Source organism: Parabacteroides sp. ZJ-118, from assembly GCF_011038785.1.
GTDB lineage: Bacteria > Bacteroidota > Bacteroidia > Bacteroidales > Tannerellaceae > Parabacteroides.
In genome coordinates this window covers 65,502-92,380 of the sequence record NZ_JAAKDT010000005.1, presented here as the reverse complement: position 1 = coordinate 92,380, position 26,879 = coordinate 65,502, and the positions used below count along the sequence as shown (strand labels likewise).

The 26,879-nt window shown below is 46.3% G+C and carries 19 protein-coding genes and 2 pseudogenes; 14 read left to right on the top strand and 7 right to left on the bottom strand.

Annotated features, from left to right (window positions below):
• Both G7Y39_RS03220 and G7Y39_RS03215 read left to right on the top strand, forming a co-directional pair.
• Positions 1 to 530, top strand: a 530-nt coding sequence (locus G7Y39_RS03220) for a transposase (protein ID WP_165155007.1), incomplete at its 5' end; no start/stop codon positions are given.
• A gap of 286 nt (positions 531 to 816) precedes the next feature.
• Positions 817 to 1,107: pseudogene (locus tag G7Y39_RS03215) on the top strand (transposase domain-containing protein); the annotation flags it as partial.
• A gap of 288 nt (positions 1,108 to 1,395) precedes the next feature.
• Here G7Y39_RS03215 and G7Y39_RS03210 read toward each other — a convergent pair.
• From G7Y39_RS03210 to G7Y39_RS03190, 5 genes and pseudogenes are all read right to left on the bottom strand, one after another.
• Positions 1,396 to 2,949 (bottom strand): hypothetical protein, encoded by a 1,554-nt coding sequence (locus G7Y39_RS03210; protein WP_165155006.1) that lies wholly within the window; start codon positions 2,947 to 2,949, stop codon positions 1,396 to 1,398.
• Entirely contained in the window at positions 2,915 to 4,507 is a 1,593-nt protein-coding gene (locus tag G7Y39_RS03205) for a hypothetical protein (protein WP_165155004.1), read from the bottom strand. The genes G7Y39_RS03210 and G7Y39_RS03205 overlap by 35 nt, the downstream gene beginning before the upstream one ends.
• Before the next feature lies 1 nt (position 4,508).
• The gene (locus G7Y39_RS03200; RefSeq protein ID WP_165155002.1) at positions 4,509 to 5,573 is read right to left on the bottom strand and encodes a 3'-5' exonuclease; all 1,065 of its coding nucleotides are present in this window, start codon (positions 5,571 to 5,573) and stop codon (positions 4,509 to 4,511) included.
• Between the two features lie 7 nt (positions 5,574 to 5,580).
• Entirely contained in the window at positions 5,581 to 6,651 is a 1,071-nt protein-coding gene (locus tag G7Y39_RS03195; RefSeq protein WP_165155000.1) for a DUF1848 domain-containing protein, read from the bottom strand.
• Between the two features lie 102 nt (positions 6,652 to 6,753).
• A pseudogene (locus G7Y39_RS03190) lies at positions 6,754 to 7,173 on the bottom strand (CRISPR-associated endonuclease Cas3''); the annotation flags it as partial.
• A 68-nt stretch (positions 7,174 to 7,241) separates the two neighbouring features.
• On the opposite strand from G7Y39_RS03190, the gene G7Y39_RS03185 reads away from it, so the two are divergent.
• From G7Y39_RS03185 to G7Y39_RS03165, 5 genes are read left to right on the top strand one after another with little or no spacing between them, the layout of a single operon-like run.
• Positions 7,242 to 8,591: an MATE family efflux transporter gene (locus tag G7Y39_RS03185; protein WP_165154998.1), complete on the top strand. Its 1,350-nt coding sequence runs from the start codon at positions 7,242 to 7,244 to the stop codon at positions 8,589 to 8,591.
• Complete coding sequence (locus G7Y39_RS03180) at positions 8,581 to 9,609, top strand: agmatine deiminase family protein (protein ID WP_165154996.1); 1,029 nt, start codon at positions 8,581 to 8,583, stop codon at positions 9,607 to 9,609. Before G7Y39_RS03185 ends, G7Y39_RS03180 begins: the two co-directional genes overlap by 11 nt.
• Positions 9,610 to 9,650: 41 nt before the next feature.
• Positions 9,651 to 10,526 (top strand): carbon-nitrogen hydrolase, encoded by an 876-nt coding sequence (locus G7Y39_RS03175; RefSeq protein ID WP_165154994.1) that lies wholly within the window; start codon positions 9,651 to 9,653, stop codon positions 10,524 to 10,526.
• On the top strand, positions 10,526 to 11,533 hold the full coding sequence (locus G7Y39_RS03170) for an aminodeoxychorismate synthase component I (RefSeq protein WP_165154992.1): 1,008 nt from the start codon (positions 10,526 to 10,528) through the stop codon (positions 11,531 to 11,533). The genes G7Y39_RS03175 and G7Y39_RS03170 overlap by 1 nt, the downstream gene beginning before the upstream one ends.
• On the top strand, positions 11,517 to 12,131 hold the full coding sequence (locus tag G7Y39_RS03165; RefSeq protein WP_165154990.1) for an aminotransferase class IV family protein: 615 nt from the start codon (positions 11,517 to 11,519) through the stop codon (positions 12,129 to 12,131). Before G7Y39_RS03170 ends, G7Y39_RS03165 begins: the two co-directional genes overlap by 17 nt.
• On the opposite strand, the gene recQ is transcribed toward G7Y39_RS03165, so the two are convergent.
• Positions 12,120 to 13,955 (bottom strand): DNA helicase RecQ, encoded by a 1,836-nt coding sequence (gene recQ / locus G7Y39_RS03160; RefSeq protein WP_165154988.1) that lies wholly within the window; start codon positions 13,953 to 13,955, stop codon positions 12,120 to 12,122. The genes G7Y39_RS03165 and recQ overlap by 12 nt on opposite strands.
• A 157-nt stretch (positions 13,956 to 14,112) precedes the next feature.
• Between recQ and G7Y39_RS03155 the strand changes: the two genes are divergently transcribed.
• The 4 genes from G7Y39_RS03155 (at position 14,113) to G7Y39_RS03140 (ending at position 21,799) form a co-directional block, all read left to right on the top strand.
• Positions 14,113 to 15,417 (top strand): DEAD/DEAH box helicase, encoded by a 1,305-nt coding sequence (locus tag G7Y39_RS03155; RefSeq protein ID WP_165154986.1) that lies wholly within the window; start codon positions 14,113 to 14,115, stop codon positions 15,415 to 15,417.
• Positions 15,418 to 15,519: 102 nt separating this feature from the next.
• Positions 15,520 to 16,920, top strand: a complete 1,401-nt coding sequence (locus G7Y39_RS03150) for a Gfo/Idh/MocA family protein (RefSeq protein WP_165154984.1) — start codon at positions 15,520 to 15,522, stop codon at positions 16,918 to 16,920.
• Positions 16,921 to 17,065: 145 nt separating this feature from the next.
• A complete protein-coding gene (locus G7Y39_RS03145; RefSeq protein ID WP_165154982.1) occupies positions 17,066 to 18,322 on the top strand; it encodes a Gfo/Idh/MocA family oxidoreductase in 1,257 nt (418 codons plus the stop codon).
• 12 nt (positions 18,323 to 18,334) lie between these two features.
• Positions 18,335 to 21,799 (top strand): DUF1080 domain-containing protein, encoded by a 3,465-nt coding sequence (locus G7Y39_RS03140; protein ID WP_165154980.1) that lies wholly within the window; start codon positions 18,335 to 18,337, stop codon positions 21,797 to 21,799.
• Between the two features lie 480 nt (positions 21,800 to 22,279).
• Here the strand turns inward: G7Y39_RS03140 and G7Y39_RS03135 are convergent, their stop codons facing one another.
• The gene (locus G7Y39_RS03135) at positions 22,280 to 23,167 is read right to left on the bottom strand and encodes an AraC family transcriptional regulator (RefSeq protein ID WP_165154978.1); all 888 of its coding nucleotides are present in this window, start codon (positions 23,165 to 23,167) and stop codon (positions 22,280 to 22,282) included.
• 94 nt (positions 23,168 to 23,261) lie between these two features.
• Here G7Y39_RS03135 and G7Y39_RS03130 point away from each other — a divergent pair, with 94 nt between their 5' ends.
• The 3 genes from G7Y39_RS03130 (at position 23,262) to rhaD (ending at position 26,844) form a co-directional block, all read left to right on the top strand.
• Positions 23,262 to 24,725, top strand: coding sequence for a rhamnulokinase family protein (locus G7Y39_RS03130; RefSeq protein WP_165154976.1), 1,464 nt, complete (start codon positions 23,262 to 23,264; stop codon positions 24,723 to 24,725).
• Positions 24,722 to 25,978, top strand: a complete 1,257-nt coding sequence (locus tag G7Y39_RS03125) for an L-rhamnose isomerase (RefSeq protein ID WP_165154974.1) — start codon at positions 24,722 to 24,724, stop codon at positions 25,976 to 25,978. Before G7Y39_RS03130 ends, G7Y39_RS03125 begins: the two co-directional genes overlap by 4 nt.
• Positions 25,979 to 26,043: 65 nt before the next feature.
• Positions 26,044 to 26,844: a rhamnulose-1-phosphate aldolase gene (rhaD, locus tag G7Y39_RS03120; RefSeq protein WP_165154972.1), complete on the top strand. Its 801-nt coding sequence runs from the start codon at positions 26,044 to 26,046 to the stop codon at positions 26,842 to 26,844.
• Positions 26,845 to 26,879 lie beyond the last annotated feature (35 nt).

Below are 26,879 nucleotides of genomic sequence, written 5' to 3'. Positions count from 1 at the left end.
CCCAGATACAGCATGTCTACAAGATAGAGCGCCGCTGTGACGAAGCGGGCTTGTCGTACGATGAACGCAAGGCGAAGCGTCAAGAACTGGCCCGTCCCATCCTGGAGGCCATGAAGGCATGGATGGAAACGGAAGGCATCAAGTACAGTCCCGGATCCCAGGCCGGTAAAGCCATCACGTATGCCTATACCCGATGGGACAACATGATGAGGTGTCTGAACGACGGGCGCCTGCTTTGGGACAACAACCTGGCGGAGAATGTCATCCGACCGATTACTCTGGGACGGAAAAATTATCTCTTCTGTGGCAACCACGAAGCAGCGGTCAACATGTCAATCATCTGTTCCCTGCTGGCCACCTGCAAGGCACACGATGTCAATCCGAGGGATTACCTGAATGACATCATCGCCCGGATGCCTTATCATAAAAAGGCAACTCATAAGGAGCTTCTAGATCTGCTTCCGCACAGATGGAAGCTGCAACATCCGGAAAGTGTATTGACAAAACAAAATGGGGAATCCGGCAACTAATGCCGACTGCAACATATAGGTTCAACAAAACAATAGCGACTGCAACTATTAGCTTCATAGTGACAGTCGCTATTGTTATATATAAAGTTTAATACCTGTAGTTTATCAAATGCTTACCTCGAAACGGCATTTGTCCCAACATACTCCGGTTTTTATGGCCTGATACCATAAACGAAAAATGCAAATAACTGATAATCAGCTATGCCTTCCAACGGCGAATTGCCGTTTTAGGCATTCGTTTTCAGCCCTCATGCTGTCCCAGCATGCTCCGGTCTCTCCACTTTGGGACAACAACCTGGCGGAGAATGTCATCCGACCGATTACTCTGGGACGGAAAAATTATCTCTTCTGTGGCAACCACGAAGCAGCGGTCAACATGTCAATCATCTGTTCCCTGCTGGCCACCTGCAAGGCACACGATGTCAATCCGAGGGATTACCTGAATGACATCATCGCCCGGATGCCTTATCATAAAAAGGCAACTCATAAGGAGCTTCTAGATCTGCTTCCGCACAGATGGAAGCTGCAACATCCGGAAAGTGTATTGACAAAACAAAATGGGGAATCCGGCAACTAATGCCGACTGCAACATATAGGTTCAACAAAACAATAGCGACTGCAACTATTAGCTTCATAGTGACAGTCGCTATTGTTATATATAAAGTTTAATACCTGTAGTTTATCAAATGCTTACTGTAGTTTATCAAATGCTTACTAATAATTGAGGTTGGATTGTATATGCTACTGCAAAGCAACAACCAAACCTCAAGCTGTACAATGTGTATTTGTTCGAATGCTTACAGTGAACGGGTATCACCGGAATTGGTGAACGGGTATCACCCGGAATATGCATACGTTTTTTCAGTTAGAGTGTCACTTTGAAGACTCTTAGTACTCTTGTCCATTTTTTTATACATCCATTCTCATCGTGGTATGGAGAGCAGCCATGTTGCAACCCGTGATTAGTGACCCCTGATTTAAATACGTTGTTGCACATCCAAAACTCCCCCAGTTTTGTATTGTCAATGTTATGGATTTCTACATATCCAGACATGGATTGGAAATAACGTCTGAAATTATCAATCTTGTTCGTTTTTATATCGTTGATATGCGGGGATACACAGACGTAATAGTTTTCTATTTTCTTTATTCCATCCATCAACGAAAGGATATGCGGTGTAGAATAATCGTCTATGTCAAGTATGTTCGAGAAAAGATTCACTACAACATTATTCTTTATGATGCCTATGTCATTTAGCTCAACATCATCAAGCCTCTTGCATACTGTTCTTACAGAACATTCTGGATTAACGGCTTTGCAATGAAGCGAGGCTCGTTTAATCGCCAATTCTGATGGCTCGATCAAAATGATTTGATTGGTATTTTCTTGATAATATTTCTCACAGAATAGCATTGATGCCAATCCTTGTCCGCATCCCCAATCAATTATTGTCAATGATTGACCAAATTGCTGTGGGAAAGGCTCTACGAGAGCAGACTGCATCTTAGCTTTATGCATATTGCCATATTTTTTCAGATAATTATACAACCCTTGTTCTTCTGTTATAGGATTAACACCACGATCTTTATCAAAGCTGTCGGAAGCATGAGAAACAGCATATTGTCTAATTGTGTCAAAACATTTATTGCCAGAATTTATCCAATTCGCATACTCTGTACCTTCTTCAATAAGACACGGCTCATCATCTGGCGCAAACGGTGAGACACCCATATATTGACAATTCAGATGATCTATTGCTGCCTGTAACTGTTCATAGGCTTGCTTATTATTGACATCAATATTACAGACATCTTTAACATCATTCAAGAAAGGATATTTGTTTTGTTTTACAGCTTCAAGAATTTTATCCTTCACTATCAGAGCTTTCGTAGGATGCAATGAATCTACAACAGCACTATAGTAATTAAGGAATGTAACCAGAGAGGGACGGTTACTGTCTTCTTCTTCTTCAATAGCTATTTGAAGCAAACGGCAAATATCATCAAATTTCTCTACTAAATCATCAGCTGTACAGGGTTTCGGGTAAACAAAGGACAAGCCTGCCTGCATTCTGCTCGTTATCTCTATTCCTTCATCTGACACGAGACTTGTAAGACGAGCCATCGCACCTTGCAAATTAAGACGTTCTGCCAAGTCAATCATAATCAACAGAAACGACCTGTTTTGAGTGCTCGAGAAATCAAGTTGAGAGTAATACTTGAATTTTAGTTGTACAAATTTGTCAATGTCATCAGAAACTTTAGACAGAACATCATGCCTTGATGAATATATGTCATATAATTCGTCAGAATGATTTTGAAGATAGGTTTCAAGCGATTCAACACTTGAAGCCTCTGTATATGCATTATTGAAGAAGCTCATATTAATTTTTTTCAAAAATGTTTTGTTCTTTTGCATTCAGAATTTTGAATATCTTTTCGTTCTTCTTCAAGCCTTTTGAATTTATTCCTAAAGATTTTAAGATAGCATTCAACTCTTTGTCATTCTTATCGAAATAACCAAAAACTTCTTTTATTATGTCTTCACGATTTACGTCACCAGTCCTTTCTTCGTTTGTGGAGCTTTCTCTTTGATTCAAAGAAAGGTTTTCCATCGTCTTTTTCAATTCCATTAAACGACTTTTTATTCCCTCGTATTGAGCTTTTATCTCTGCGATTTCTTCTTCTTTTTCTTCATTACATTCTTGAATAACATGGTCTGCAACTTTCTTGAACAGAGTTGACAAAGGTGTTTGAAAGAGAGAACTAACGTCAATCCTTTGATAAAATTGAGACAAAGAACTCCACCATTCTTTGGAACCAACCTTCGGTTTTTTTTTACCTATCACGATTGTATCTAATACGCAATAGTCTGTCTTTTTTATTATGCTTGATGTACGCTGCTTGCTGCACCATGAGTCCAAATAATAGAGATTTTTAGAAATCTTCTTGTTGAAGACAAACTGATATACACTCTCAACCGTGTAATAGTCTAATTGCGAATCAAGCAGAAACTTTACATCAATTCTGTTGCCTTCTGATGTACCATAGAAACTACTAAACACATTGTAGCCACGGTTATATCCAAAGCATAATGCGACTAATTGCGCACTTTTAATGCCTTCAAAATTAGAAAGAATCAATCCGTCAACTTTGTCTCTTTTTGATTCGGATCCAACCCCATAGCTTGCTAATACAGCTAAGATATACGTCTGTTTGTCGAGACTATCCAATTCTATCTTTCTTGTGATTTTATTTTGAGATACAGTCTGACCCTCGTTTTTTGCCATCTGCTTTACATCATCAACATCTACTTGCTTATTTAAATAGGGTAACAAACAAGCATAACTTTTTGATTCCGTAAATAGTCCAGAATATTGGTCATTGGAACCTTTTCCAGCCTTGACAAGTGCATCGGCAATTAAATTGTTAAAAACAGCAAGCGTTTCAATGTATGTTTCTGAGAAATTCATATACTTTTCCCTTGCCAGTCTCATTATAATCAAAGCACCAAGAATACGATCATATAGTTCTATCTCTTTTGTCTGATCTTTGACATAACAATCTTCAGGTTTCTTAACCTCATTAACTGTGACATCTTCGAAACAACAAACTGTACCAATAATTGAATCTGGAATGAAAGCCGTTCCCATTCTGATGTTAGTCAGGGTCTTGTTTTTCTGCTGCTCTTCTGTGAAAAAAATCTTTTTCACACGAGTAATAGGCAAAGAGGATTCAAATAAATACCACGTTCTACCTACAGATATTAGCTTTGCTTCTTCTTCATTTGTCAGGACAATCTCCAAACAACAGTTGCATTCAATGCAACCCCTATTTGTTGTTATAAGCAAGAAATTCTCAAATAAGTTCTGAATGTCCTGCAGTTTGTTCGTAAAATACTTGCTCGGTTTAAGACAAGCACAGCCAAAATAGTGTGCGAGACACTCAGACTTTATAGGGAAATAGTAAGTTCTCATATTATAATACAGTTTTATCAACTACCGCATTCAGGCGCGGCATGTCGTAATTACTAATCAAATATAAATTGCTTTTTGCCCTGGTACAAGCAACGTATAAATCCTGCCAGTCGCAAATAATTTTATTCTCGCCAGTGTCTTTATCCTGGACAATTCTCGGCAATCTTTCCAAAATGTCAAAATTTGGAATAATGACTGTATCAAACTCCAATCCTTTCGCAGATTTGAAAGTTGTTATATGCACATTCTTAATGGCAGCACAACCATCGGGAAATCTTACTCTGTTCTCATAATAAAGAGAAAAGTCATCAATCTTTTCTTTAAGAATGTTTTCAAATACTTGAACATCGCTTTTCCAAGGAACAAGAATAGCAATATTGTGTGTGTCTGATTTGAAGGTGTTTATTATCTCTAATATTGCATTATTTTGTTTGTCATTTGTTCGGTCGTAACTGCTGCCATTTGAAACCATAAACACAGGAAGTTCCCCAACATTACTTGCTAATCCATCAATTATCTCTCTTGGGATTACGGCATTCGGGAAAGTTGCTTTCGCAAATTTCATAATCCTTTGAGTATTTCTGAAATTCTTGCTTAGAACATGCTCTACATTGTCGGGAAACAAGCTTGTTAATTGCGACTGACAACAGCAGTGGTCTGGATAAAGAATTTGCGAATCATCAGCTCCGTATGACACCTTTGACAAAATACCATGATAGTATTCTTCATCCAAATCTTGAGCCTCATCAATGATTATTTCCGCAAATTTGCAATTGTGGATTTTATATCGACTATTAATTGAAGTCGCAACCATTTTTGCTGCATCTTCATTCTGGCTTCTACAGCAAGCTTTCAAATATTCTTTCAATGTTGTCGTATAAGTCAACAACAAACTTCTCTTTGCAGGATTACTTATATAGTTTGAGATGTGCCTCCAAAGTGAAACAACCGATTTCCCTGTACCTGGCCCTCCAGACAATGCGATTTGTCCTAAATCATCTAATGCCGCTTGTTGCGGAATAGTCAAATCTGTTATTTGTGGTAGATTAAAATAATATCCAGCCATAGTCTATTTATTTTCCGGTTATTGTCTCTGATATTAATCCGCTTTCCTTTGCTGTGCGATAGTTTCTGCAAGCCGTTTCCTTGCTCGTGTTCGCATAGCAGTATTCGCAAAGATGCGCACAAGTGTCGTATTGACCGATGTCTTTGCTTATCTTACAACCACACAGTTCACGCTGCCCTTTGTCCGCATTGTCTTTCTTTTTGATAGCATAGTGCCCTGTATCAAGCATAATGGCATTTGTCGGGATTTCTTGACTCCCAAACAATCCGTTGTCGATAGTTTTTACCTCTACGCCAAGCACCTTCATCAAAACGCTGTCTTTCCAAGCGAAACGTATCATCAGATTGTCATCTACACAATGATTCGGAACAATCCCAAATCTGCTGTATTCTGGTTTCTCTCCACAAGTAGCCAATTCATATCCCCATTTTTTGTTGAGTTCAGACAGTTTCCTTGCGAAATCAATCATTTCTGTTTTTGTCCACTCATGGTAGTTTATGCCGTTTCGTTCCAAGTTTATTTTCACCTTCCTATAAGAAACGATGTCAGCAAAGCTGAACACAAGTTTCTCTGCATAGCCGAGCAGTCTGTCACCGATATAATCTATTTTGCGGAGCAGGTCATCCTGCGATATTCTATCTGTAAGGATTAATGGATCAAATCTCCAAATAACTCTACCCTTTCCTAATTTTTCAACAAGAGCCTTGAAAGTTTCAATACGCTCATCCAATGGCGGCACGCCTTTTTCCAGCCCTTCTGCCACATAATCATTTAGCGTGTACTGAATATAGCACTCTATTTTTGGAGAATGAGATTTCAATTTGGCCAGATGTTGCAACAAAGGTTTCGGGTTTTTGGACCAAAACACGATAAAGCGTGTATTTTTATAAGAAACGTAGCTGTTCACTCCATTGAAAGGATTTCGCCATGCAGAATATCCAATCTCCAATCTATGAAAAAACCAGTCGGCATAAAATGCCGGAATGTCAGTGCTTCTACTCGCAGAAACAATCTCTGGAGCCTGGGCATCAATCCATTCTCCATTCTCACGCTGAATATTTATTTTCTTCCAAGCCATAGTGTACCATAAATCATGCTGTAAAATGCCCAATTTGTACAAAAATCACTATACTAAGCGCAAAAGTACAAAAAATATTTGTGATACAGGTAAGTAGCTTCTTTTGTTTATCTCTTCGGGAAGTTGCCTTTTCTCTATGACGCTCTCCGCATCTACATAATCATGCAGGCCTGTATGATGAGAGATTATCTGGTTGGCAAGAAGATTGAATACACTCTTCCCCATAAGGTTCGTCACCAATATTCCACCTACAAACGCATGATGATGCTCTCCATACGATTTTTCGTCAGTCACAGGTAGACCGCTTGTCGTGCGGATATATTGCTGAAATGCATCACGCTCTTTCCCTTTGTCGTGAAGCATTCCAAGCGTATACCCCCAAGAGGGAAGTCCGAACTGCCCGGAAAAGGAAGCTGCCATTTCTGCAACACCTCTTTGATGTTCATCGTTGGTTTGTATTATCCATTTTCCATTTTCTTTGTCTTGGAACAAATGAGATATCAACTGTTTCTCTGTTTCCATTTGATTAGATTCACAAGGTTATGAAACAAAAGTAGGAAAATAAATCGAAATATCCGTACCTTCGCGGCATGACAAGACAAAATTCTCCATTGGTATTAGGGACTGATCCTATCGGTAAATTACTTACGCAATATGCGATCCCTGCGATTATCGCTATGACAGCTTCTTCTTTATATAATATGGCCGATAGTATTTTTATTGGCCATGGAGTGGGGGCGTTAGCGATTTCCGGCCTAGCTTTGACCTTCCCGTTGATGAACTTGGCGGCCGCCTTCGGTTCGCTGGTGGGAGTCGGCGCTTCTACGTTGGTTGCCGTGAAGCTGGGGCAGAGAAATTATGAGGGGGCGAATAAGGTGTTGGGGAATGTGTTGATCTTGAATGTGGTTCTGGGTGCTGCTTTCACGATCGCTTTCTTGTTCTTGCTTGATCCCGTGCTGTATTTTTTCGGAGCTAGTGAGAACACGATCTCATATGCCCGTGATTATATGCGGATTATTCTGTATGGTAATGTGGTTACGCATATGTATCTGGGATTAAATGCGGTCTTGCGCTCATCGGGTTTCCCGAGGATGGCGATGTATGCTACGTTGGCGTCGGTCGTTATCAATTGCGCCTTGAATCCGTTGTTTATCTTTGGGTTTGGATGGGGCATAAAAGGGTCGGCTTGGGCAACGGTGATCTCGCAGGCGATCTCGCTTACCGGACAGTTGATCCATTTCTCGAGACCGAAGCAACTCCTTCATTTCAAGAAAGGTATTTATAGGCTGCGTTTGGAGATCGTAAAAGGTATCTTGTCGATCGGTTTATCTCCGTTCTTGATGAACCTTTGTTCCTGCTTGATCGTGATCCTTATTAACCGGGGATTGAAAGAGCATGGGGGCGATATGGCGATTGGCGCTTATGGAATCGTGAACCGTATCGCTTTTCTTTTCGTGATGATTATCATGGGATTTAATCAGGGTATGCAACCGATAGCCGGTTATAATTATGGTGCCCGGCTCTATTCCCGGGTGACGGACGTGACCCGGCTGACGATGCGCTGGGCGGTAGGAGTGGCTGCGACGGGGTTCTTGCTTTGTCAGTTGGTGCCATCGTGGATCGTCCGTATGTTTACGAGTGACGGGGAGTTGATCAGTGCCGCCTCTTATGGCCTGCATGTCGTCTTCGCCGTATTCCCGATCGTGGGCTTCCAGATGGTGGCGACTAACTTCTTCCTTTCCATCGGCATGTCTAAGAAAGCGATCTTTCTCTCCTTGACCCGGCAGATGCTTTTCTTGATACCCTGTTTAATCTTCCTCCCCCCGTTATTGGGTACTCTCGGTGTCTGGATCAGTATGCCTATCGCCGATACAGTGGCGGCGATCGTGACAGCGATCGTGCTTGTAAAACAATTTAAACAATTCAAATATGGAACATAACGTGATATTGCCCGCGGAATGGTATCCGCAAAGCGCCGTGCAGCTTACGTGGCCGCATGAGAATACGGATTGGGCTCCGATATTGGACGAGGTGATTCCTTGTTTCGTGGCTATCGCCAAGGAGGTGATCAAGCGAGAGAAGTTATTGATTGTCTGTCCGGACGAGGCCGCCGTACGTGAACAATTGGGTGAGGTTGATTATGAACGTGTCATTTTCCGTGAGATGGATACGAACGATACGTGGGCACGGGATCACGGGGGAATCTCCGTCTTCGATGAGGGAACGCCTATGCTTTATGATTTCGTGTTCAATGGCTGGGGAATGAAGTTCGCCGCCAATCATGATAATTTGATTACCCGTAATCTTTGTCAAATGAAGACCTTCTCCGATGAGGTAGTGCCCGTTAATATGCAGCCTTTCGTGCTGGAAGGCGGTAGTATCGAATCGGATGGGAAGGGTACGTTGATGACTACCGTTGAGTGTATGGCATCCGTGAATCGTAATGAGTATTTGCGACAAGAGGAATTGGAACGTTATTTGAAAGACGTATTTGGCTTGGATCGTATCCTTTGGATTACCAGCGGTTATTTAGCCGGGGATGATACGGATAGCCATGTGGATACTCTCGCCCGTTTCTGTGGCGAGGACACGATCGCTTATGTCTGCTGCGAGGATGAGGGAGATGAGCATTATGAGGAATTGAAGGCGATGGAGGAGGAGATCAAGGAATTTACGAGGGCGAATGGGGAACCTTATCGTCTGATTCCACTTCCGATGGCCGATAAGGTGGAATGGGAAGGGGAGCGCTTGCCCGCTACTTACGCTAATTTCCTGATCATGAATGGAGCCGTATTGGTCCCATTCTATGACTCACCGAAGGATGAGATCGCCAAAGCGGCTTTGCGAGAGGCGTTCCCGGACCGTGAGATCGTGGGCGTCAACTGCCTTCCGCTTATCAAGCAACACGGCTCCTTGCATTGCGTGACGATGCAATATCCGGAACTTTTTATCAAATAAACAACACAGTCTATGATAATATCCAGTCGCAAATATTAAACATGAAAGTAGGATTAATACAACAAAAGAATACCGCTGATAGAGCGGCGAATATAGAGAAGCTGAAGACCAATATCCGTAGGGCTGCCGGAGAGGGAGCGGAATTGATCGTTTTGCAAGAATTGCATAACGGCCTGTATTTTTGTCAGACGGAAGATACGAGTATGTTTGACTGGGCAGAGACGATCCCCGGCCCGTCGACGGAAACCTTCGGTGCCTTGGCGAAAGAATTGGGTGTCGTCTTGGTGCTTTCCCTTTTCGAGAAGCGCGCCCCGGGCCTGTACCACAATACGGCTGTCGTCTTGGAGAAAGACGGTACGATCGCCGGAAAATACCGCAAGATGCATATCCCGGATGATCCTGCTTATTACGAGAAGTTCTATTTTACCCCCGGTGATTTAGGCTTTGAGCCTATCAACACCTCTGTGGGGTGTCTTGGTGTGTTGGTTTGCTGGGATCAATGGTATCCGGAAGCAGCCCGTTTGATGGCTATGCGTGGTGCCGAGATGTTGATCTATCCGACCGCCATTGGCTGGGAAAGTAGCGATACGCAGGAAGAGAAGGATCGTCAGCTGGGTGCGTGGGTGACCATACAGCGGGGACATGCCGTGGCGAACGGACTCCCGGTCATTTCCGTAAACCGTACCGGGCATGAGCCGGATCCTTCGGGACAAACGGGCGGTATCCGGTTTTGGGGAAACAGTTTTGTGGCTGGTCCCCAAGGTGAGCTGTTAACCGTATTCCCGAATGACGAGGAGGAGGTACGTGTGATAACGGTCGACAAGACTCGCGGTGAGAACGTACGTCGTTGGTGGCCCTTCTTCCGGGATCGCCGTATCGATGCGTTTGGTGGTTTGACGGAACGATTTTTAGTATAATGACCGAATACACGCAAGAAGAGGCCCTCTCCCGCATGAACGAAATGGGGAAAGCGGGACGGCCATTCCTTTTTATCATGGATTATAAACGAGAGCGGATCTACGTGGAGAGTCCGGAAAAGATTGATCCCTCCGAGTTGTTGTACGACTTGAACGGCTTTACGAATACAAATCACGAATGTAACTCGCGGGATTCCTCTCATCTTATATCCAAAGAACCTGTTGAATGGCAACCCTCGTATGTTCCTTTCGAGAAGTATGCCTGTTCCTTCGAGACCGTTGCCCGGCATATCTGTGCGGGTAATTCTTATTTGGTAAACTTGACATGTGCCACCCCGGTACACACGAACCTCTCCTTAAAAGATATTTTTTACCATTCCAAGGCGATGTATAAACTTTGGATGCGAGATTGTTTCGTGGTATTCTCGCCGGAGATATTCGTGCGGATGTGGGATGGATTCATTTATTCGTATCCTATGAAAGGTACGATCGACGCTGCGCTGCCCGATGCTCGGAGACGTATCCTCGATGATCCCAAGGAAGCGGCGGAGCATGCCACGATCGTAGACTTGATCCGGAATGACTTGAGTATCGTAGCCTCCGAGGTTTGTGTTCTCCGGTATCGTTATATCGATGAGTTGCGTACGCATAACGGAAGTTTGTTACAGGTTAGCTCTGAGATAAGAGGCCGGTTGCCGGAGGAATGGAAGGGGCATGTCGGGGATATCTTGTTGCGCCTATTGCCAGCCGGCTCCATCACGGGTGCTCCCAAGAAAAAGACCTTGGAGATCATCGCCGAGACGGAAACTTATGAGCGAGGCTTCTATACAGGGGTGATGGGGTATTTTGACGGCCAAAATTTAGATAGCGCCGTGATGATCCGTTTTATGGAACAAGTCTCTCTCCGTTCATTTATTTTCAAGAGCGGTGGCGGGATCACCTCTAAAAGTGATATGAGATCGGAGTATAACGAGATGAAACAAAAAGTATATGTGCCTATCTATTGAGACCTTATCGGAAAGTCTGTTTGTGGAGACGATCCGTATCGAGAAGGGGTGGATACATAACCTTCCGTACCATAATGCCCGGATGAATCGTACCCGTAGGGAGCTATTCGGAGCGAGAGAAGAAATTGATCTTGCGGGTTATATTCATCCGGAGCCTTACCAAGAACGTACCAAATGCCGGGTGGAATATGCCCGCGAGGTCTTAAAGGTAGAATACGTCCCTTACCGTATGCGTCCGGTTCATTCCTTGCGATTGGTTACATGCGATGAGATCGATTATTCCTATAAGAGTACGGATCGTCAATGCCTGAATGATTTATTCGCCCAACGAGCGGGACATGACGATATCCTGATCATCCGTGACGGTTTGCTGACCGATACTTCTATTTGCAATGTCGCCCTTTGGAATGGCAACTCTTGGATCACTCCCGCACGCCCTTTGTTATGCGGTACGATGCGTGCTTACTTATTGGATAAAGGCTTGATACAGGCCGGTGATATCCCGGTAGAGGATCTGCCTAAGTATACCCGGATCCGTCTGTTTAACGCCTTGATCGGGTTCGGCGAAATCGATGAGATCACACTCTTATTTCGGTAGCTTCAGTACGAACCGGATCAAGGCCACGAACACTTTCCCGTACCGGTCCAGCTTGATTTGCCCCACGCCCCGGATGTCGCTAAACTGATCCAAGGTGACTGGTTTCTTCTCCACCATGTCTTCCAAGGAATTGTCGGAGAAGATGATATAAGCCGGCGTATGCTCTCGCTCGGCGATTTGCTTGCGAAGTTGGCGGAGGGAGTCCAGCAAGGTCTCATCTATGGAGGCGGACCGGATCGGTCGGATCGGCTGGGCCTTGAAGGAGGATTTCCGCTCGTTCCTCCGAACGGGGTGGGTCAACTCATCCGGTTCCCGATAGACGACGAGCTGAGCCTTTTGCTCCCCGTACAGGACACGCCTGCCTAGCGGTGTCATTTTCAAGACACGCTCGGCGGCGTAGTCGATCTCCATGTATCCGAGTTGGATCATCTGGTAAATGTACTCCTTCCATTCTTTATAAGAGAGGTCTCGTCCGGCGCCGTATGTCTTTAGCTTATCGTATCCTCTCTCTAGGAGTTCCGCCCGACCGGAGGCACGCAATATGTCGATCAGCATTTGCATGCCTACATGCTCGCCGGTCCGGATAACGGCGCTCAGCGCTTTTTGTATCAAGACACTGCCATCGAAACGTTGCGGAGGGTTCTTGCACACGTCGCAGTTGCCGCAATCATGGTCCGCCTCTTCGCCGAAGTAACTGAGCAGGACACGGCGGCGGCACATATCGGACTCGCAGTATCGTCTCATCCGGTTTAACTTCTCCAAATTCACCTCGCTTTGCCCACTCTCCTCGGCAAAACGACGAAGTACGATCAAGTCGCTCAAGGAATAGAACAGGAGGGTATCGCTTTTCATCCCGTCCCTTCCGGCACGGCCGATCTCTTGGTAGTAATTTTCGATACTTCCCGGCATGCTGTAATGCACGACCCAACGGACATTGCTCTTGTCGATACCCATTCCGAAAGCTACCGTGGCGCACACCACGTCCACCCGGTCGTTGATGAAGTCGTCCTGGGCTTGTTCCCGTTGGGCGGGCAGGAGGCCGGCGTGGTAGGCGATCGCCTTGATATTATACATCGACAACTCATCGGCCAGCTCGGTCGTATCATTGCGGCGCATGCAATAGATAATACCGCTCTGCTCCCGGTGCTTGCGGATGAAATGGACGATGGCGGCGATTTTTTCTTTCTTGTTAAGCCCCCGGCGGACCGTGAGGGAGATGTTCGGACGGTCGAATGACGATATGAACGTTTGGGGCGTGCGAAGCTGTAATTGCTCTATGATATCCTTCCGGGTGATTTTATCGGCGGTAGCGGTCAAGGCCACGACCGGGACTTTCGGGAAACGCTCCTTCAAGATCGCCAGTTGCGTGTATTCCGGACGGAAATCATGTCCCCAATGCGATACGCAATGAGCCTCGTCGATAGCGATGAGCGAGATGTCTAGCCGGGGCAGGAACCAATCCGCTTCCACCTTGATCCGTTCCGGGGAAATATACAATAATTTGATCTTGCCCTGCACGCAAAGTTGCTTCACCTGTTGTTGCTCCTCTTCCGGCATCATGCTGTTCAACGCCGCCGCCGGGATGCCGTTGGCGATCAACCCCTCTACTTGATCCTTCATCAAGGCGATCAAGGGAGATACTACCAAGGCCGTACCCGGCAGATAGATTGCCGGTAGCTGGAAACAGATCGATTTGCCTCCACCCGTAGGCATCAATACCAACGAATCCTCTTTCTGTAGGATACGCTGTATGATGTCCGCCTGCAAGGGACGGAAGGTGGTATATCCGAAGAACTTTTTCAGTAATAATGTTAATTCTTTCATTTGATGCATCAAAGTATGGAGCAATTCCGTGTCAAAATTCACTTTTGATACCGTTGCACCTTCATAAAGCGCGCAAAGATAGTTTATATCGTAAAGTTTTACTACCTTTGCCCGCATTATTTACATAACGAGCCGTGATGGCTCATCCTAATTTAGAATGACATTTGAAGATTTAGATTTGATAGAGCCGATACGTAAGGCTCTCGTGCAAGAAGGTTATACGACTCCAACACCTATACAGTCAGAAGCGATTCCCATCGTTTTACAAGGTTATGATTTATTGGGTTGCGCCCAGACAGGAACCGGTAAGACGGCGGCGTTCTCCATCCCGATTATCCAGCGCTTATATCTCCAGAAGAAGAAAGGCTACAGACGGGGTATCAAGGCATTAATCCTTACACCTACCCGCGAGCTTGCCATACAGATTGGAGAGAGCTTTGCCGCTTACGGCCGTTTCGTCGGATTACGCCATACGGTGATATTCGGGGGAGTGGGACAGAAGCCCCAGACGGAAGCCTTGGAGAGAGGCATCGATATATTAATCGCTACGCCGGGACGTCTGCTGGACTTGATCGGACAAGGATTCATCCACTTGGATACCTTGGAGTATTTCGTTTTAGACGAGGCGGACCGTATGTTGGACATGGGCTTTATTCATGACATCAAACGTATTTTACCACTATTGCCCAAGAAACGCCAGTCCTTGTTCTTCTCCGCTACTATGCCTCCCGAGATCGAACGTCTGGCCGGTACGATCTTAAGCGAGCCTCGAAAGGTGGAAGTAACCCCGGCCTCATCGACCGTAGACGCAATTGACCAGTCTGTTTATTTCGTTGAGAAAGCCGAGAAGATCAACTTGCTGAAAAGCCTGTTGGAGAACCCGAAACTGGAATCCGTATTGATCTTTACCCGTACGAAACATGGGGCGGACAAGGTGGCTCGTGTCTTGTCGAAAGCGGAGATAGGAGCGGAGGCGATCCACGGCAACAAGAGCCAGACCGCCCGTCAACGAGCCTTGACGAATTTCAAGGATCATACGACTCGCGTGCTGATCGCTACGGATATCGCCGCCCGTGGAATCGACGTGGATCATCTGACGCACGTCATTAATTATGAGCTTCCCAACGTACCCGAGACCTATGTGCACCGGATTGGGCGTACGGGCCGTGCGGGCCGTGAAGGTGTGGCTTTCTCTTTCTGTGATGCCGAGGAGGTGCCTTTATTGAAGGATATCCAGAAATTGATTGGCAAGGAAGTCCCTGTAGTAGGTGGTCATAGGTATGAGACCAAGGAAGTGAAAGCCGCTGTCGCCGAGAAGAAAGAGGTGATCAAGCAAGAATCGAAACGCCGTAATATGTTCGGAAGCAAACGTGACGGCAGTTACTGGCGTAACAAGAAGCGTGCCGCCGGTTCTTCTGTAGGTTCTGTCAAGAATAACCCCGGAATCCGTAATAAGTGGTGAAAATAGTATCGTATATCCAAACTTTCTTCATGGGTATACGATACATTCTCGATTATTTTTTTATTTTTGTATCCTTAAAAACACAAGTTAATTATATGATATATGGAAAACACTCGTCGTTCTTTCCTCAAGAAAGTATCTGCCGCCGGTATTGGCGCCGCAGGCTTGGCAATGGCCGGAAACGCCGGAGCTGCAACAACCGCTGCTGAACCCCAAAAGAAGAAAACAGCCGGTAAAGATGATGGTAAATTACGTTTCGGTTTCATCGGAACGGGTTCTAGATGCCATGAGCATATTAATAATGTGCTGGCGATTCCCGGCAATAAGATCGTAGCGATTTGCGATATTCAACAGGGCCCGATCGATAGTACCCTGAAACATATCGCTAAATTTAATGTCCCTGCTCCAAAAGTTTACAAGGGAGGTGAACGTGAATTCGAGAATATGCTGAACAACGAGGAGTTTGATTGCGTGATCATCGCGAGCCCTTGGGAATGGCATGTTCCGATGTCTGTTGCCGCTATGAAAGCTGGTGTCCCTTATGTTGGCGTGGAGGTTTCCGCCGCTAATACGATCGAGGAATGCTGGGACTTGGTAAACGTATCGGAGGCTACCGGTAGCCATTTGAATATCATGGAGAATGTATGTTATCGGCGTGACTGTATGGCTGCGTTGAACATGGTTCGCCAAGGTTTGTTCGGCGAGATATTGCATGGTACTTGTGGTTATGAGCATGACTTGCGCGAGGTGAAATTCAACGATGGAACGCATTACAACTATGTACCGGGCAGTGGTGATCTTCGTATGGGTCCGACGGCTTTCGCCGAGGCTCAATGGCGTACGAACCATTCCGTACATCGGAATGGCGATATCTATCCGACTCACGGTATCGGACCGATAGCAAATTGCATGGATATCAACCGCGGTAACCGCTTCATTTCTTTATCCGCCATGGCTACTCAATCTCGCGGATTGCATAAGTTTATCGTGGATAATGGAGGTGAGAATCATCCGTTGGCGAAGGTTAACTTCAATCTGGGAGATATCGTGACTTCTATGATTAAGTGTTCCAATGGACAAACGATTATTGTAACCCATGATACCAATTCTCCCCGCCCTTATTCATTGGGTTTCCGTGTTCAGGGAACTGAAGGTTTATGGATGAACGATGGCGATCATGTATATGTACAAGGAAAGTCTAAGCCTCATCGCTGGGATGATTCCGACGAATGGTTCAAGAAATATGATCATAAATTGTGGGCCTCCTTAGAGTCTCAAGCTGCTGAGGCCGGACACGGTGGTATGGACTATATCATGATGTACGACTTGATCGACGCTATCCGCAATAAGAAACCGGCTCCAATGGACTGCTATGACGCTGCCGCTTGGAGCGCCATCTCTGGCTTGTCAGAGATGTCAATCGCACGCGGCGGTGCTTTGGTGGACTTCCCGGATTTCACCCGCGGACAATGGATTCACCGTAAGCCGCGATTCGCTTTGTAATAGATTCTCATAAAATACTAGGGAAGGATGTCTTTATTAAAGTCATCCTTTTCTTTTTTATATACATTCTTCTTGCCCCTTCGAGTATTATGATTATTTTTGTCACTCAAGTTAATCTATTCTATCTAAATTTTAAATTCGTACTATGAAGACAAACAGAAGAGACTTCCTAAAGACTCTTGGAGGAATCGCGGTATTTACGATTGTACCGCGCCATGTGTTGGGTAATGGGTTCATCGCTCCAAGTGATCAACTGACGAAAGGAATTATCGGCACAGGAGGTATGGGTCGTGGGCATGTGGACTATGCCGGGACTCGTCTTGTAGCCGTGTGTGACGTCGATAAGAACCATCTGGAGTTAGGGAAACAGTTGGTAAAGGATAAGATTGCCGCATACCATGATTTCCGCGATTTGATTCTGGATCCTAACGTAGATATCGTTCATATAGCTACTCCTCCTCACTGGCATGGCATCATGTCTGTCGAGGCTGCTAAAGCCGGGAAAGATATTTGGTGCGAGAAGCCCATGACCCGTACGATCGGAGAGGGTAAACGGGTAATGGAAGCCGTGAAGCAATACGGGCGTATGTTTCGCTTGAATACTTGGTTCCGTTTTGCTGACCCGTTCTATGGATTGGGCACTCCCGTGAAACCTTTGAAGAAACTGGTTCAAAGTGGTATGTTGGGCTGGCCTTTGAAGGTAACGATCAGCAAGCATACCGGTTTCGACTGGAAGTTCTATTGGGTTGGTAAAGAATATCTGGAACCCCAATCGGTGCCTAGTGAGCTGGATTATGATTTCTGGTTAGGTCCGGCTCCTTACAAACCCTATAACCCGCATCGCGTACATCAGACATTCCGCGGATACTGGGATTATGACGGGGGTGGTTTAGGGGATATGGGACAACATTATATTGACCCGGTACAATATTTCCTGGGAAAAGATAATACCAGCCCGATTAAGGTGGAGGTAGAGGCTCCGCAACAACATCCAGATGCCGTGGGTACTTGGCGCTCGATTACGTATACCTATGAGGATGGTTGCCAAATCGTACTTTGGGGTGGTGATTACGGGGATCCGAACACACCTTATATTTCCGGACCGAATGGGAATGTCTATAAGAATTTCGTATGTGATATTCCGGATTGGGAGAAAAAGTTGTCCGATTATCCCGAACCCGAGCCACAGGTTATCGACTTTATTGAGTGTGTAAAAACTCGTCAGCCTTTTGCCTTGAACGAGCGTAATGGCTTCCGTTCCGCTACGATCGTGAATATGGGTGCCGTAGCCCTTCGTTTGAATCGTACGCTCCACTTTGATCCCGTAAAACTGGAATTTATTAATGATGAGGCCGCTAATCGTTTGTTGGATCAGCCGATGAGAGCGCCTTGGAACATTTAAACACATACACCCATGAAAAAAGTATATATATCAATTGCCAGCTTATTGTTGTGCGGTACCCTGTTAATGGCTCAAAGCCCGGCTAACCGTACATCGAAGACGATCGTTGCTGATGTATTGGCACAGATGCCGGCGGAGCAACAAGCTGAATATAACAAGTTAATTAGTGAACTAAGCTCCACCGGTGAGGAAGGGGTCTTGATGTTGATTAACAAGATTAACGCTCCGGGAAAAGGCAGTAACTCGAACGTGGATTACGCATTGAGCGGATTGACTCACTACGTGATGGCGAAAGATGAGGAGAACGCCCGTTTAGCGACAGCCAACGCCTATTTGAAAGCCTTGGATAAGGTGAGCGACCGGGAGGCAAAGGCTTTTATTATCCGACAACTTCAATTACTGGGAAAAGATGAGTGTGTGGATACGCTGGCTGGCTATTTGAACGATGAGAGCCTGAGTGGCCCCGCCGCTCGTGCGTTATCCGCGATCAATACCGATAACGCCAAGAAGGTTTTGGTGGTTTCCTTGATGCGCCGCTCCGGTACTCCGAAGACGCAAAAGGATGTTATCCGTGCGATCGCTGACGTGCAAATCGCTGATGCGGAAAATGTATTGAAGGCGATGCTTGGTTCCGGCGATGAGGATATGCAGAAAGAGATTCTTTATGCGTTGAGCCGTGTAGGTTCCAAAGCCTCTTTGGGTGATTTAGCCGCCGCCGCGGAAAAAGTCGGTTATAAAATGGAAAAGACCGGGGCGAATGAGGCATATATCGCTTTGATAAAACGCATCCTTGAGCAAGGCGATATCAAAGATGCAGAGAAAGCAGCGAACGATTTATTGAAGAAGTCTGCGAAAGCAGGTATGACACAGACCCGAGAGGCCGCTCTTCAGATTCTATTAGTCGCTAAGCCGGAAGCTGCTACGAAGAATTTATTATCGGCTTTGAAAGATACAGATAAGGGATACCGTAACGCGGCTTTGAACTTCGCTTCGGATTTCGCCGATCAAAATGTTTATATCGAGGTCATGAAACACCTGTTAAAGGCGAAGCCGGAAGTCAAGGTGGATATCATGAACTGGATAGGCCGCGAAAGCAAATGCCCGTCTAAACATGACGTGATCAAGAATCTGGAACTTCGTTTTGATCTACCGGCGAGACAAGTTCTGTTGGATCAATTGAAAGATAAGGATTTCTATGTACAACAGGCCGCTGTTTGGGCTTTGGTTAAAATCGGTGATAAGAGTGTCATTCCTGTGTTGGCTGATTTGTTGAAGAGCAATGACAAGCAAGTGATTTTATTGGGTCAAGATGCTTTGATGGCATTTAACGGCGATATTGATCAAGCAGTCGCTAAAGTGATCCCGTCCGCTTCTGATGCCGGAAAAATCGCTGGTTTGGAGCTGTTGGCGATACGTATGGCCGATGCGAATCTAAATACGGTACTGGATCAGATTAAGTCCGGCTCTCCGGAGGTGAAGAAAGCCGCTTATACCGCATTGAAAGATGTAGTGTCTGAGAAAGATTTCACTTTATTGTGCGGAATGTTGGAGACAGCGGAGGCTTCCGCAGTCGCTCCTCTCCAAGATGCGATCATTGCCGCCACCTCTAAACAACCGGCTGCAACTCAGGTATCTAATGTGAATCGTCGTATGATACAAGCGGGAGACAGCAAGAGATACCTTTATTATAAGGTCTTATCAGCGACTGGCGAGAAAGAGGCTTTGGCTACGATCGTGGAAGGGTTGAATAAAGAGAATGGAGCAGCCAAGGATGCGGCTCTTGACGCGTTGTTGGCCTGGAAGGGTATTGAGGCTGCCGATGAACTATTTACGGTTTGCCAATCAACCGCTTCCGATCAAGTATTCGACAAGGCGTTGAAGCGTTATGTGCAGTTGGTATCTAATCCGGCGTTTACGAGAGAGAATCGTTTGTTGAGCTTGCGGAAAGTCATGGAGATCGCCCGGACGAGTGAGCAAAAGGCTCTTATTTTACGTCAGATCCAGCGGGCGGATACCTTCTTGGCATTGATGTACGCGTCGGAATTCTTGGATTCAAGCGATGCGGCTGTTCGTTCTGCGGCTGTTTACGCGGTTTGGAATATCGCTCGTAACCATCCGGAATATAAGGGTGACAATGTGAAGGCTATCTTGAAACGTGTGTTGACCCTGTTTGACGGGGAAGACGCTCGTTATGACATTGATGCCTTGAAGCAACATTTAGATGCGATGCCGGACGAGGTCGGATTTGTCCCTATCTTTAATGGTAAGGATTTAACGGGTTGGAAGGGTTTGGTTGAGAATCCGATCGCACGTGCGAAAATGAAACCGGCTCAATTGGCGAAAGCGCAGGAGAAGGCGGATGAGAATATGCGTCGTGACTGGAAAGTGGAGAACGGCCTGTTAATATTTGACGGTACCGGGTACGATAATCTTTGTACGGAAAAGCAATATGGTGATTTCGAGATGTACGTGGATTGGATGTTGGATCCGAAAGGCCCTGAGGCTGATGCCGGTATTTATCTGCGCGGTACTCCTCAAGTCCAGATCTGGGATACTTCTCGGGTAAATGTCGGTGCGCAAGTAGGTTCCGGAGGCTTGTATAACAACCAGGTAAACGAGAGCAAGCCTTCAAAAGTGGCCGATAATAAACTAGGTGAATGGAATACCTTCTATATTAAGATGGTTGGCGATCGTGTGACAGTTGTCTTGAACGGAGAAAAAGTGGTAGATAACGTGATTCTGGAAAACTATTGGGACCGTAAGCTCCCGATTTTCCCGGTAGAGCAAATCGAGATGCAGGCGCATGGCAGCAAGGTTTATTACCGTAATATCTACGTGAAGGAGTTAGAAAAACAAGAACCGTTCCAATTGTCTCCTGAAGAGGAAAAAGAGGGTTTCAAGGTTTTGTTTGACGGAACGAATATGCATGAATGGACTGGAAATACGGTTGATTATATCTTGGAAGATGGCTGTATCTCGATGGTTCCAAGCAGCAGCTTCGGAGGTAATCTGTACACCAAGAAGGAATACGGAAACTTTATCTATCGTTTTGACTTCCAGTTAACACCAGGGGCTAATAATGGTGTCGGTATCCGTACTCCAATGGAAGGAGACGCCGCTTATGTAGGTATGGAAGTTCAGGTTTTGGATTGCGAGCATCCTATTTATAGCGACATCACTCCTTTACAACATCATGGTTCCGTATACGGTATCATTCCGGCTCGTGAGGATCATCCGAAAGCGTTCAAGCCGGCTGGAGAATGGAATACGGAAGAGATCCTGGCGGATGGCGATCATATCCGCGTGACGGTGAATGGAGTCGTAATCTTGGATGGAAATATTCGGGATGCCGTGAAGAATGGTACGCCGGATGGAAAAGAACATCCCGGCTTGTTTAACAAAAAAGGTCATATCGGTTTCTTAGGACATGGTTCCCCAGTCAAATTCCGGAATATTCGTATCAAGGAATTGAAATAATTTATAGCAGACTTTGAATACGGAAAAAGAGATTGTCTTGAGCCATTCGGGACAATCTCTTTCTGTAAGTTTTGCAAGAAAAGACAACCCAATCTGAAACTTGAGTAAATACCACACTTCGCAAGGGGAAATACCACACTTCGCAAGGGGAAATACCACACTTCGCAGGGGAAAATGCCTCACTTGGGGAAGGTTGAGGTGTGGTATTTCCGGAGCGATAAAGTGTGCATTCCCGGAGACCAAACTGCAGGGGCGGAACTGCCGCCCTTTCATACCTTATCTTTCATGCCGTCATATAAAAATCACGCTATGAATGTGCTTGCCGGATTTTACATTCATCCTTTCATGAATGCTTGAAAGCGCTGGTATATAAGTGTTTACAAATGAATGTACACCGGCATTCCCTCCTTTCAGACCTCGGAAAAGGAGCGATGTGTGTACTCCTGATTTTGGTTGACTCGTTGACAAGTTCACTCCGGCTCAATGCGTCCGATCCCGGAACTCCGAGGGTGTAACTCCTTCTTTCTTCTTGAAAAATGTGGAGAATTGGCCGGCATTCTCGAAATGCAGGCTATAGGCGATCTCTGAGATCGTCAAAGGAGTGCCGGTCAGAAGCTCTTTCGCACGAAGGAGCTTCTGTTGTAATTGATATTGGGCGGGAGAGACGCCCGTGTATTCCTTGAACATCCGGCGAAACCATGAATAACCCAAGCCCAGACGAGCCGAGATCTCTTCCGGACTTAAGGGATTCTCGATGTTCTCTCTCATTAATATGCGTGCCTCGTCGATTTTATCCACGACCGATGTGTTCGTGAAGGAGTTGTTCTTTTCCTTATAATATACGGAGCCTAGTATATGAAGCACGATGCTGGAAATCATCTGTTGGTAACCGGATTTCTCTTCGGAGGCGAACTTCAGTATGTCCTCATAAAGTCCGACGATCGTAGCGCTCAGCCCGATCCGGTGTAGTGGCTCTTCTTTGGTAAAGAATTTCTTCTCCACACGTTTGTCGATATGAATGCCCCGGAAACCTACCCAGTACTCATCCCATCCTGTTTCTCGGTCCGGATAATAACTATGCCATTCCCCGGGGAAAAGTAGGATCATCGTCCCCGCGTTTATCTTTTGCGACTTACAAGACTGGGAGGAAAAGTAACCGCTACCCTTCGTTATATATACCAATTGATACTCATTTAGGACGCGCCCGGTCTGAGGCTTGAAATTATACTTCTCCGGATGCCGGGAAAGCGGATAGGCACAACCCGGCGGGATGAATTGGTATCCGACCGTCGTAACGATGATTCCCCATTCCTCATCCGTAGCGCTGATAGTCAAGTAACGCAGTAAATCATTCCGCGGTTCGTTCATGTCAGATTTGAAAGGTTTAAAATCATTTTCGTAAGCAAATATAGCGATAATGCTTCTACTTTTGCTTTCGTCAAACGAATAACTTTGCTAAGCTATGAAGGAATATAATTTTCTAGCCTTTGATATAGGGGCTACCAGTGGACGGGCCGTGCTCGGAACCTTGGAGGATGCCAAATTGGAAATGAAAGAGATCCATCGGTTCCCGAATCCGATGGTGGAATTACACGGACGGTTTTATTGGGATATCTACCAGCTCTATACTTCTCTTATAGAAAGCTTGACGATTTGCGCCCGGCAAAGAATCCGGCTATACTCGATCGGAATAGATACCTGGGGAGTGGATTTTGGCTACGTGGCTTTGGATGGCTCTTTATTGGGCTTACCCCGCGCTTACCGAGATCCTTATACGGACGGCGCTCCCGAGGACTTTTTCAAACGGATTCCCAAGGAGGAGGTCTATAAGCGGACCGGCATTCAAGTGATGCCGTTTAATAGCCTGTTCCAGCTTTTCAGGGCGGGGCAAGATTCGTTTATCCCGTGGGAAATGGCGGAAAAGATATTATTCATACCGGATCTTTTGGCTTATATGTTGACGGAGCGTATGGTATGTGAATATACGATCGCCTCCACGTCTCAATTATTGAACCCGGAAACCCATAGATTTGATTATAAGCTCTTGGAGGCCGTGGGTGTATCTCCTACCTTGATGGGTCCGGTCGTAATGCCGGGAACGTTGATCGGGCGGTTGAGCGAGTCGATCGCTTATAAAACAGGAATCGGGGAAATCCCGGTAATCGCCGTGGCCGGTCACGATACGGCATCGGCGGTAGCCGCTGTTCCTGCATCTTCTCCTAATTTCGCTTACTTGAGTAGCGGTACTTGGAGCTTGATGGGGATCGAGGTGGAGAAGCCGATCATCAACGAGGCTTCTTTCAAGAATAACTTCACGAACGAGGGGGGTATCGAGGGCACGACTCGCTTTTTGAAGAATATCACAGGTATGTGGATCTTGGAACGTTGCCGGGAGCAATGGAGGCGGTCCGGATTGGATTATTCGTACGATGATATGGTTCGGATGGCGGAGTTGAGCGAATTTACATCTTTGATCAATCCGGATGATCCTCGTTTCGCCCATCCTGAGGATATGCTACGCGAGATTACGGCCTATTGTGAGGAAACCGGGCAGGCGGTTCCCGCTTCGGACGCCGATTATGTACATTGTATGTTTTATAGCTTGGCGAATCGTTATAAAGAGGTGCTGGAAATACTCAAATCGATGTCGCCCCATCCCATCGAACGATTGCATGTGATAGGTGGTGGCTCTCGGAACGATCTGCTGAATCAGTTGACAGCCAACGCGATCGGTATTCCCGTATTGGCAGGCCCGTCTGAGGCGACAGCCATTGGAAATTGCTTGATACAGGCTAAGTCGGCAGGGTTGCTGACGGATTGTTGGGAGATGCGAAGGCTGGTAGCCACCGCGTTTCCTCCCAAGGAATTTTATCCGGAAAGCGGGCACTCGCTCAGATCCTATAAATTTAAAAACATCATACCATGACAAAAGAGAGTTTCATTCAACAGGCATTTGAAGTAGCGGCAGAACGTTATGCGGCCGTAGGTGTAGACGTTCGTAAAGCGTTGGAGGATATGAAGAAAATATCCCTATCCCTGCATTGCTGGCAGGCCGATGACGTAAGCGGTTTCGAGAACCGGGGCGGCTCCTTGACCGGGGGGATACAGGTGACCGGCAATTATCCGGGACGTGCCCGTACTATCGACGAGTTGCGTCAGGATGTGTTGAAAGCGAAATCCTATATCCCCGGTAATCACCGGCTTAGCCTACATGCGATCTACGGGGATTTCCAAGGGGAGAAAGTAGACCGCGACGAGGTAGAACCCCATCATTTCGAGAGCTGGATACAATGGGCGAAAGAGAATGATCTCAAGCTAGACTTCAACAGCACCTCTTTCTCGCACCCTAAAAGCGGAGATTTGACCTTGGCGAACCCCAGCGACGATATCCGTAACTTCTGGATCGAGCATACGAAGCGTTGTCGCTGGATCAGCGATGAGATGGGTAAAGCCCAGAACGATCCTTGCATGATGAACCTTTGGATACACGACGGGAGCAAGGAAGTACCGGCTAGCCGCCTGCGTTACCGTCGTATCTTGGAGGAATCGCTGGACGAGATATTCGCCACCGAATATACATGGATGAAAGATTGTATCGAGGCGAAACTCTTCGGTATCGGCTTGGAGAGTTATACGGTAGGTTCCTATGATTTCTATCTGGGTTATGGGGTGAAGAAGAACAAGATCGTTACCTTGGACACCGGCCATTTCCATTTGACGGAAAGTATCGCCGATAAGGTTTCCTCGTTATTGCTGTTTACGCCCGAGATCATGTTGCACGTAAGCCGCCCGATCCGTTGGGATAGCGATCATGTCGTGATCTTGAATGACGATGTGCGGGATTTAGCCCGTGAGATCGTGCGCTGCGACGCCTTGGACCGGGTACATATCGGTTTGGATTATTTCGACGCTACCATCAATCGTATCGGTGCTTATGTCATAGGTAGCCGTGCCACGCAAAAGGCCTTTATGCTCGCTCTGCTGGAGCCGATCGCCTTGCTTCGCCGATATGAGGATGAGGGCAAGTATTTTCAGCGCCTTGCCTTGCAGGAGGAAGCGAAGAATCTGCCTTGGGGCGCGGTTTGGGATATGTATTGCCTGCAAAACGAGGTTCCTGTAGGAGCGTCTTATATCGCGGAGATCGAGAAATATGAGTCCGACGTTGCCTCAAGACGGTGATCCCCGGGCAGAGTCGCCTGATCCTCTCCTTATTATATCCGAATATAGTTTAATTAAATAGAGACATGATAACACGAAGAAACAATGGACGCCTGATGGCGGAAATAGATCGTATCGCCGAGGTCGCCGGCTATTTGTGGACCAAAGGCTGGGCCGAGCGAAACGGCGGGAATATATCGGTGGACCTGACCGCTTTATTGAGCGAGGAGGAGAGGGCCTTGCCGGCTTTGGTTGCCTCGATCCCCTTGCAAGAGGCGATGACGGCCTTACGCGGGCACGTCTTTTATGTGACGGGTACCGGAAAACGGATGCGTTACGTGGCGAAAGATCCTTTCGCCAACGGTTCCTTGATCCGTATCGCCGCCGATGGAAAGTCGTATGATATCATAGCGGAGCAACCGATCCAACCGACTTCCGAGTTACCTTCCCATTTATTGATGCACAATTTCTTGCGTGCGAAGGGACGGGATAACCGGGTGGTATTGCATACGCATCCGACGGATATTATCGGCATGACGCATTGCAAGCCGTTCTTGGACTCGGAGAAGATTACCCGCACGTTATGGAGCATGATCCCGGAATGTCGGATCATCGTGCCGAAAGGGGTCGGTATCGTTCCTTACGAGATACCGGGCACTTTGGCGTTGGCGCACGCTACGATCCGTCAGTTGGAGGAGCATGACGTGGTGTTTTGGGAGAAGCACGGTATCCTTGCCGTAGGTGAGGACTTGATCGAGTGCTTCGATGCTATCGATACGTTGAGTAAATCCGCCCGGATCTATCTCAGTGCCCGCATGACCGGTTACGAGCCGGAAGGCATGACGGATCAGCAGTTGGATGACTTGGTCCCTGCCTTTGGTCTTTAGCGTACGCGAAAGAAATCTCCGTGCGGGTTTGTTTC

Excerpts from the sequence above, each read along its gene's own strand:
- G7Y39_RS03170 (WP_165154992.1), top strand. The coding sequence starts at position 10,526 with ATGACCGAATACACGCAAGAAGAGGCCCTCTCCCGCATGAACGAAATG.
- G7Y39_RS03125 (WP_165154974.1), top strand. The coding sequence starts at position 24,722 with ATGACAAAAGAGAGTTTCATTCAACAGGCATTTGAAGTAGCGGCAGAA.
- G7Y39_RS03165 (WP_165154990.1), top strand. The coding sequence starts at position 11,517 with ATGTGCCTATCTATTGAGACCTTATCGGAAAGTCTGTTTGTGGAGACG.
- rhaD (WP_165154972.1), top strand. The coding sequence starts at position 26,044 with ATGATAACACGAAGAAACAATGGACGCCTGATGGCGGAAATAGATCGT.
- G7Y39_RS03185 (WP_165154998.1), top strand. The coding sequence starts at position 7,242 with ATGACAAGACAAAATTCTCCATTGGTATTAGGGACTGATCCTATCGGT.
- G7Y39_RS03135 (WP_165154978.1), bottom strand. The coding sequence starts at position 23,167 with ATGAACGAACCGCGGAATGATTTACTGCGTTACTTGACTATCAGCGCT.
- G7Y39_RS03210 (WP_165155006.1), bottom strand. The coding sequence starts at position 2,949 with ATGCAAAAGAACAAAACATTTTTGAAAAAAATTAATATGAGCTTCTTC.
- G7Y39_RS03195 (WP_165155000.1), bottom strand. The coding sequence starts at position 6,651 with ATGGCTTGGAAGAAAATAAATATTCAGCGTGAGAATGGAGAATGGATT.
- G7Y39_RS03150 (WP_165154984.1), top strand. The coding sequence starts at position 15,520 with ATGGAAAACACTCGTCGTTCTTTCCTCAAGAAAGTATCTGCCGCCGGT.
- recQ (WP_165154988.1), bottom strand. The coding sequence starts at position 13,955 with ATGAAAGAATTAACATTATTACTGAAAAAGTTCTTCGGATATACCACC.
- G7Y39_RS03175 (WP_165154994.1), top strand. The coding sequence starts at position 9,651 with ATGAAAGTAGGATTAATACAACAAAAGAATACCGCTGATAGAGCGGCG.
- G7Y39_RS03205 (WP_165155004.1), bottom strand. The coding sequence starts at position 4,507 with ATGAGAACTTACTATTTCCCTATAAAGTCTGAGTGTCTCGCACACTAT.
- G7Y39_RS03155 (WP_165154986.1), top strand. The coding sequence starts at position 14,113 with ATGACATTTGAAGATTTAGATTTGATAGAGCCGATACGTAAGGCTCTC.
- G7Y39_RS03200 (WP_165155002.1), bottom strand. The coding sequence starts at position 5,573 with ATGGCTGGATATTATTTTAATCTACCACAAATAACAGATTTGACTATT.
- G7Y39_RS03140 (WP_165154980.1), top strand. The coding sequence starts at position 18,335 with ATGAAAAAAGTATATATATCAATTGCCAGCTTATTGTTGTGCGGTACC.
- G7Y39_RS03145 (WP_165154982.1), top strand. The coding sequence starts at position 17,066 with ATGAAGACAAACAGAAGAGACTTCCTAAAGACTCTTGGAGGAATCGCG.
- G7Y39_RS03130 (WP_165154976.1), top strand. The coding sequence starts at position 23,262 with ATGAAGGAATATAATTTTCTAGCCTTTGATATAGGGGCTACCAGTGGA.
- G7Y39_RS03180 (WP_165154996.1), top strand. The coding sequence starts at position 8,581 with ATGGAACATAACGTGATATTGCCCGCGGAATGGTATCCGCAAAGCGCC.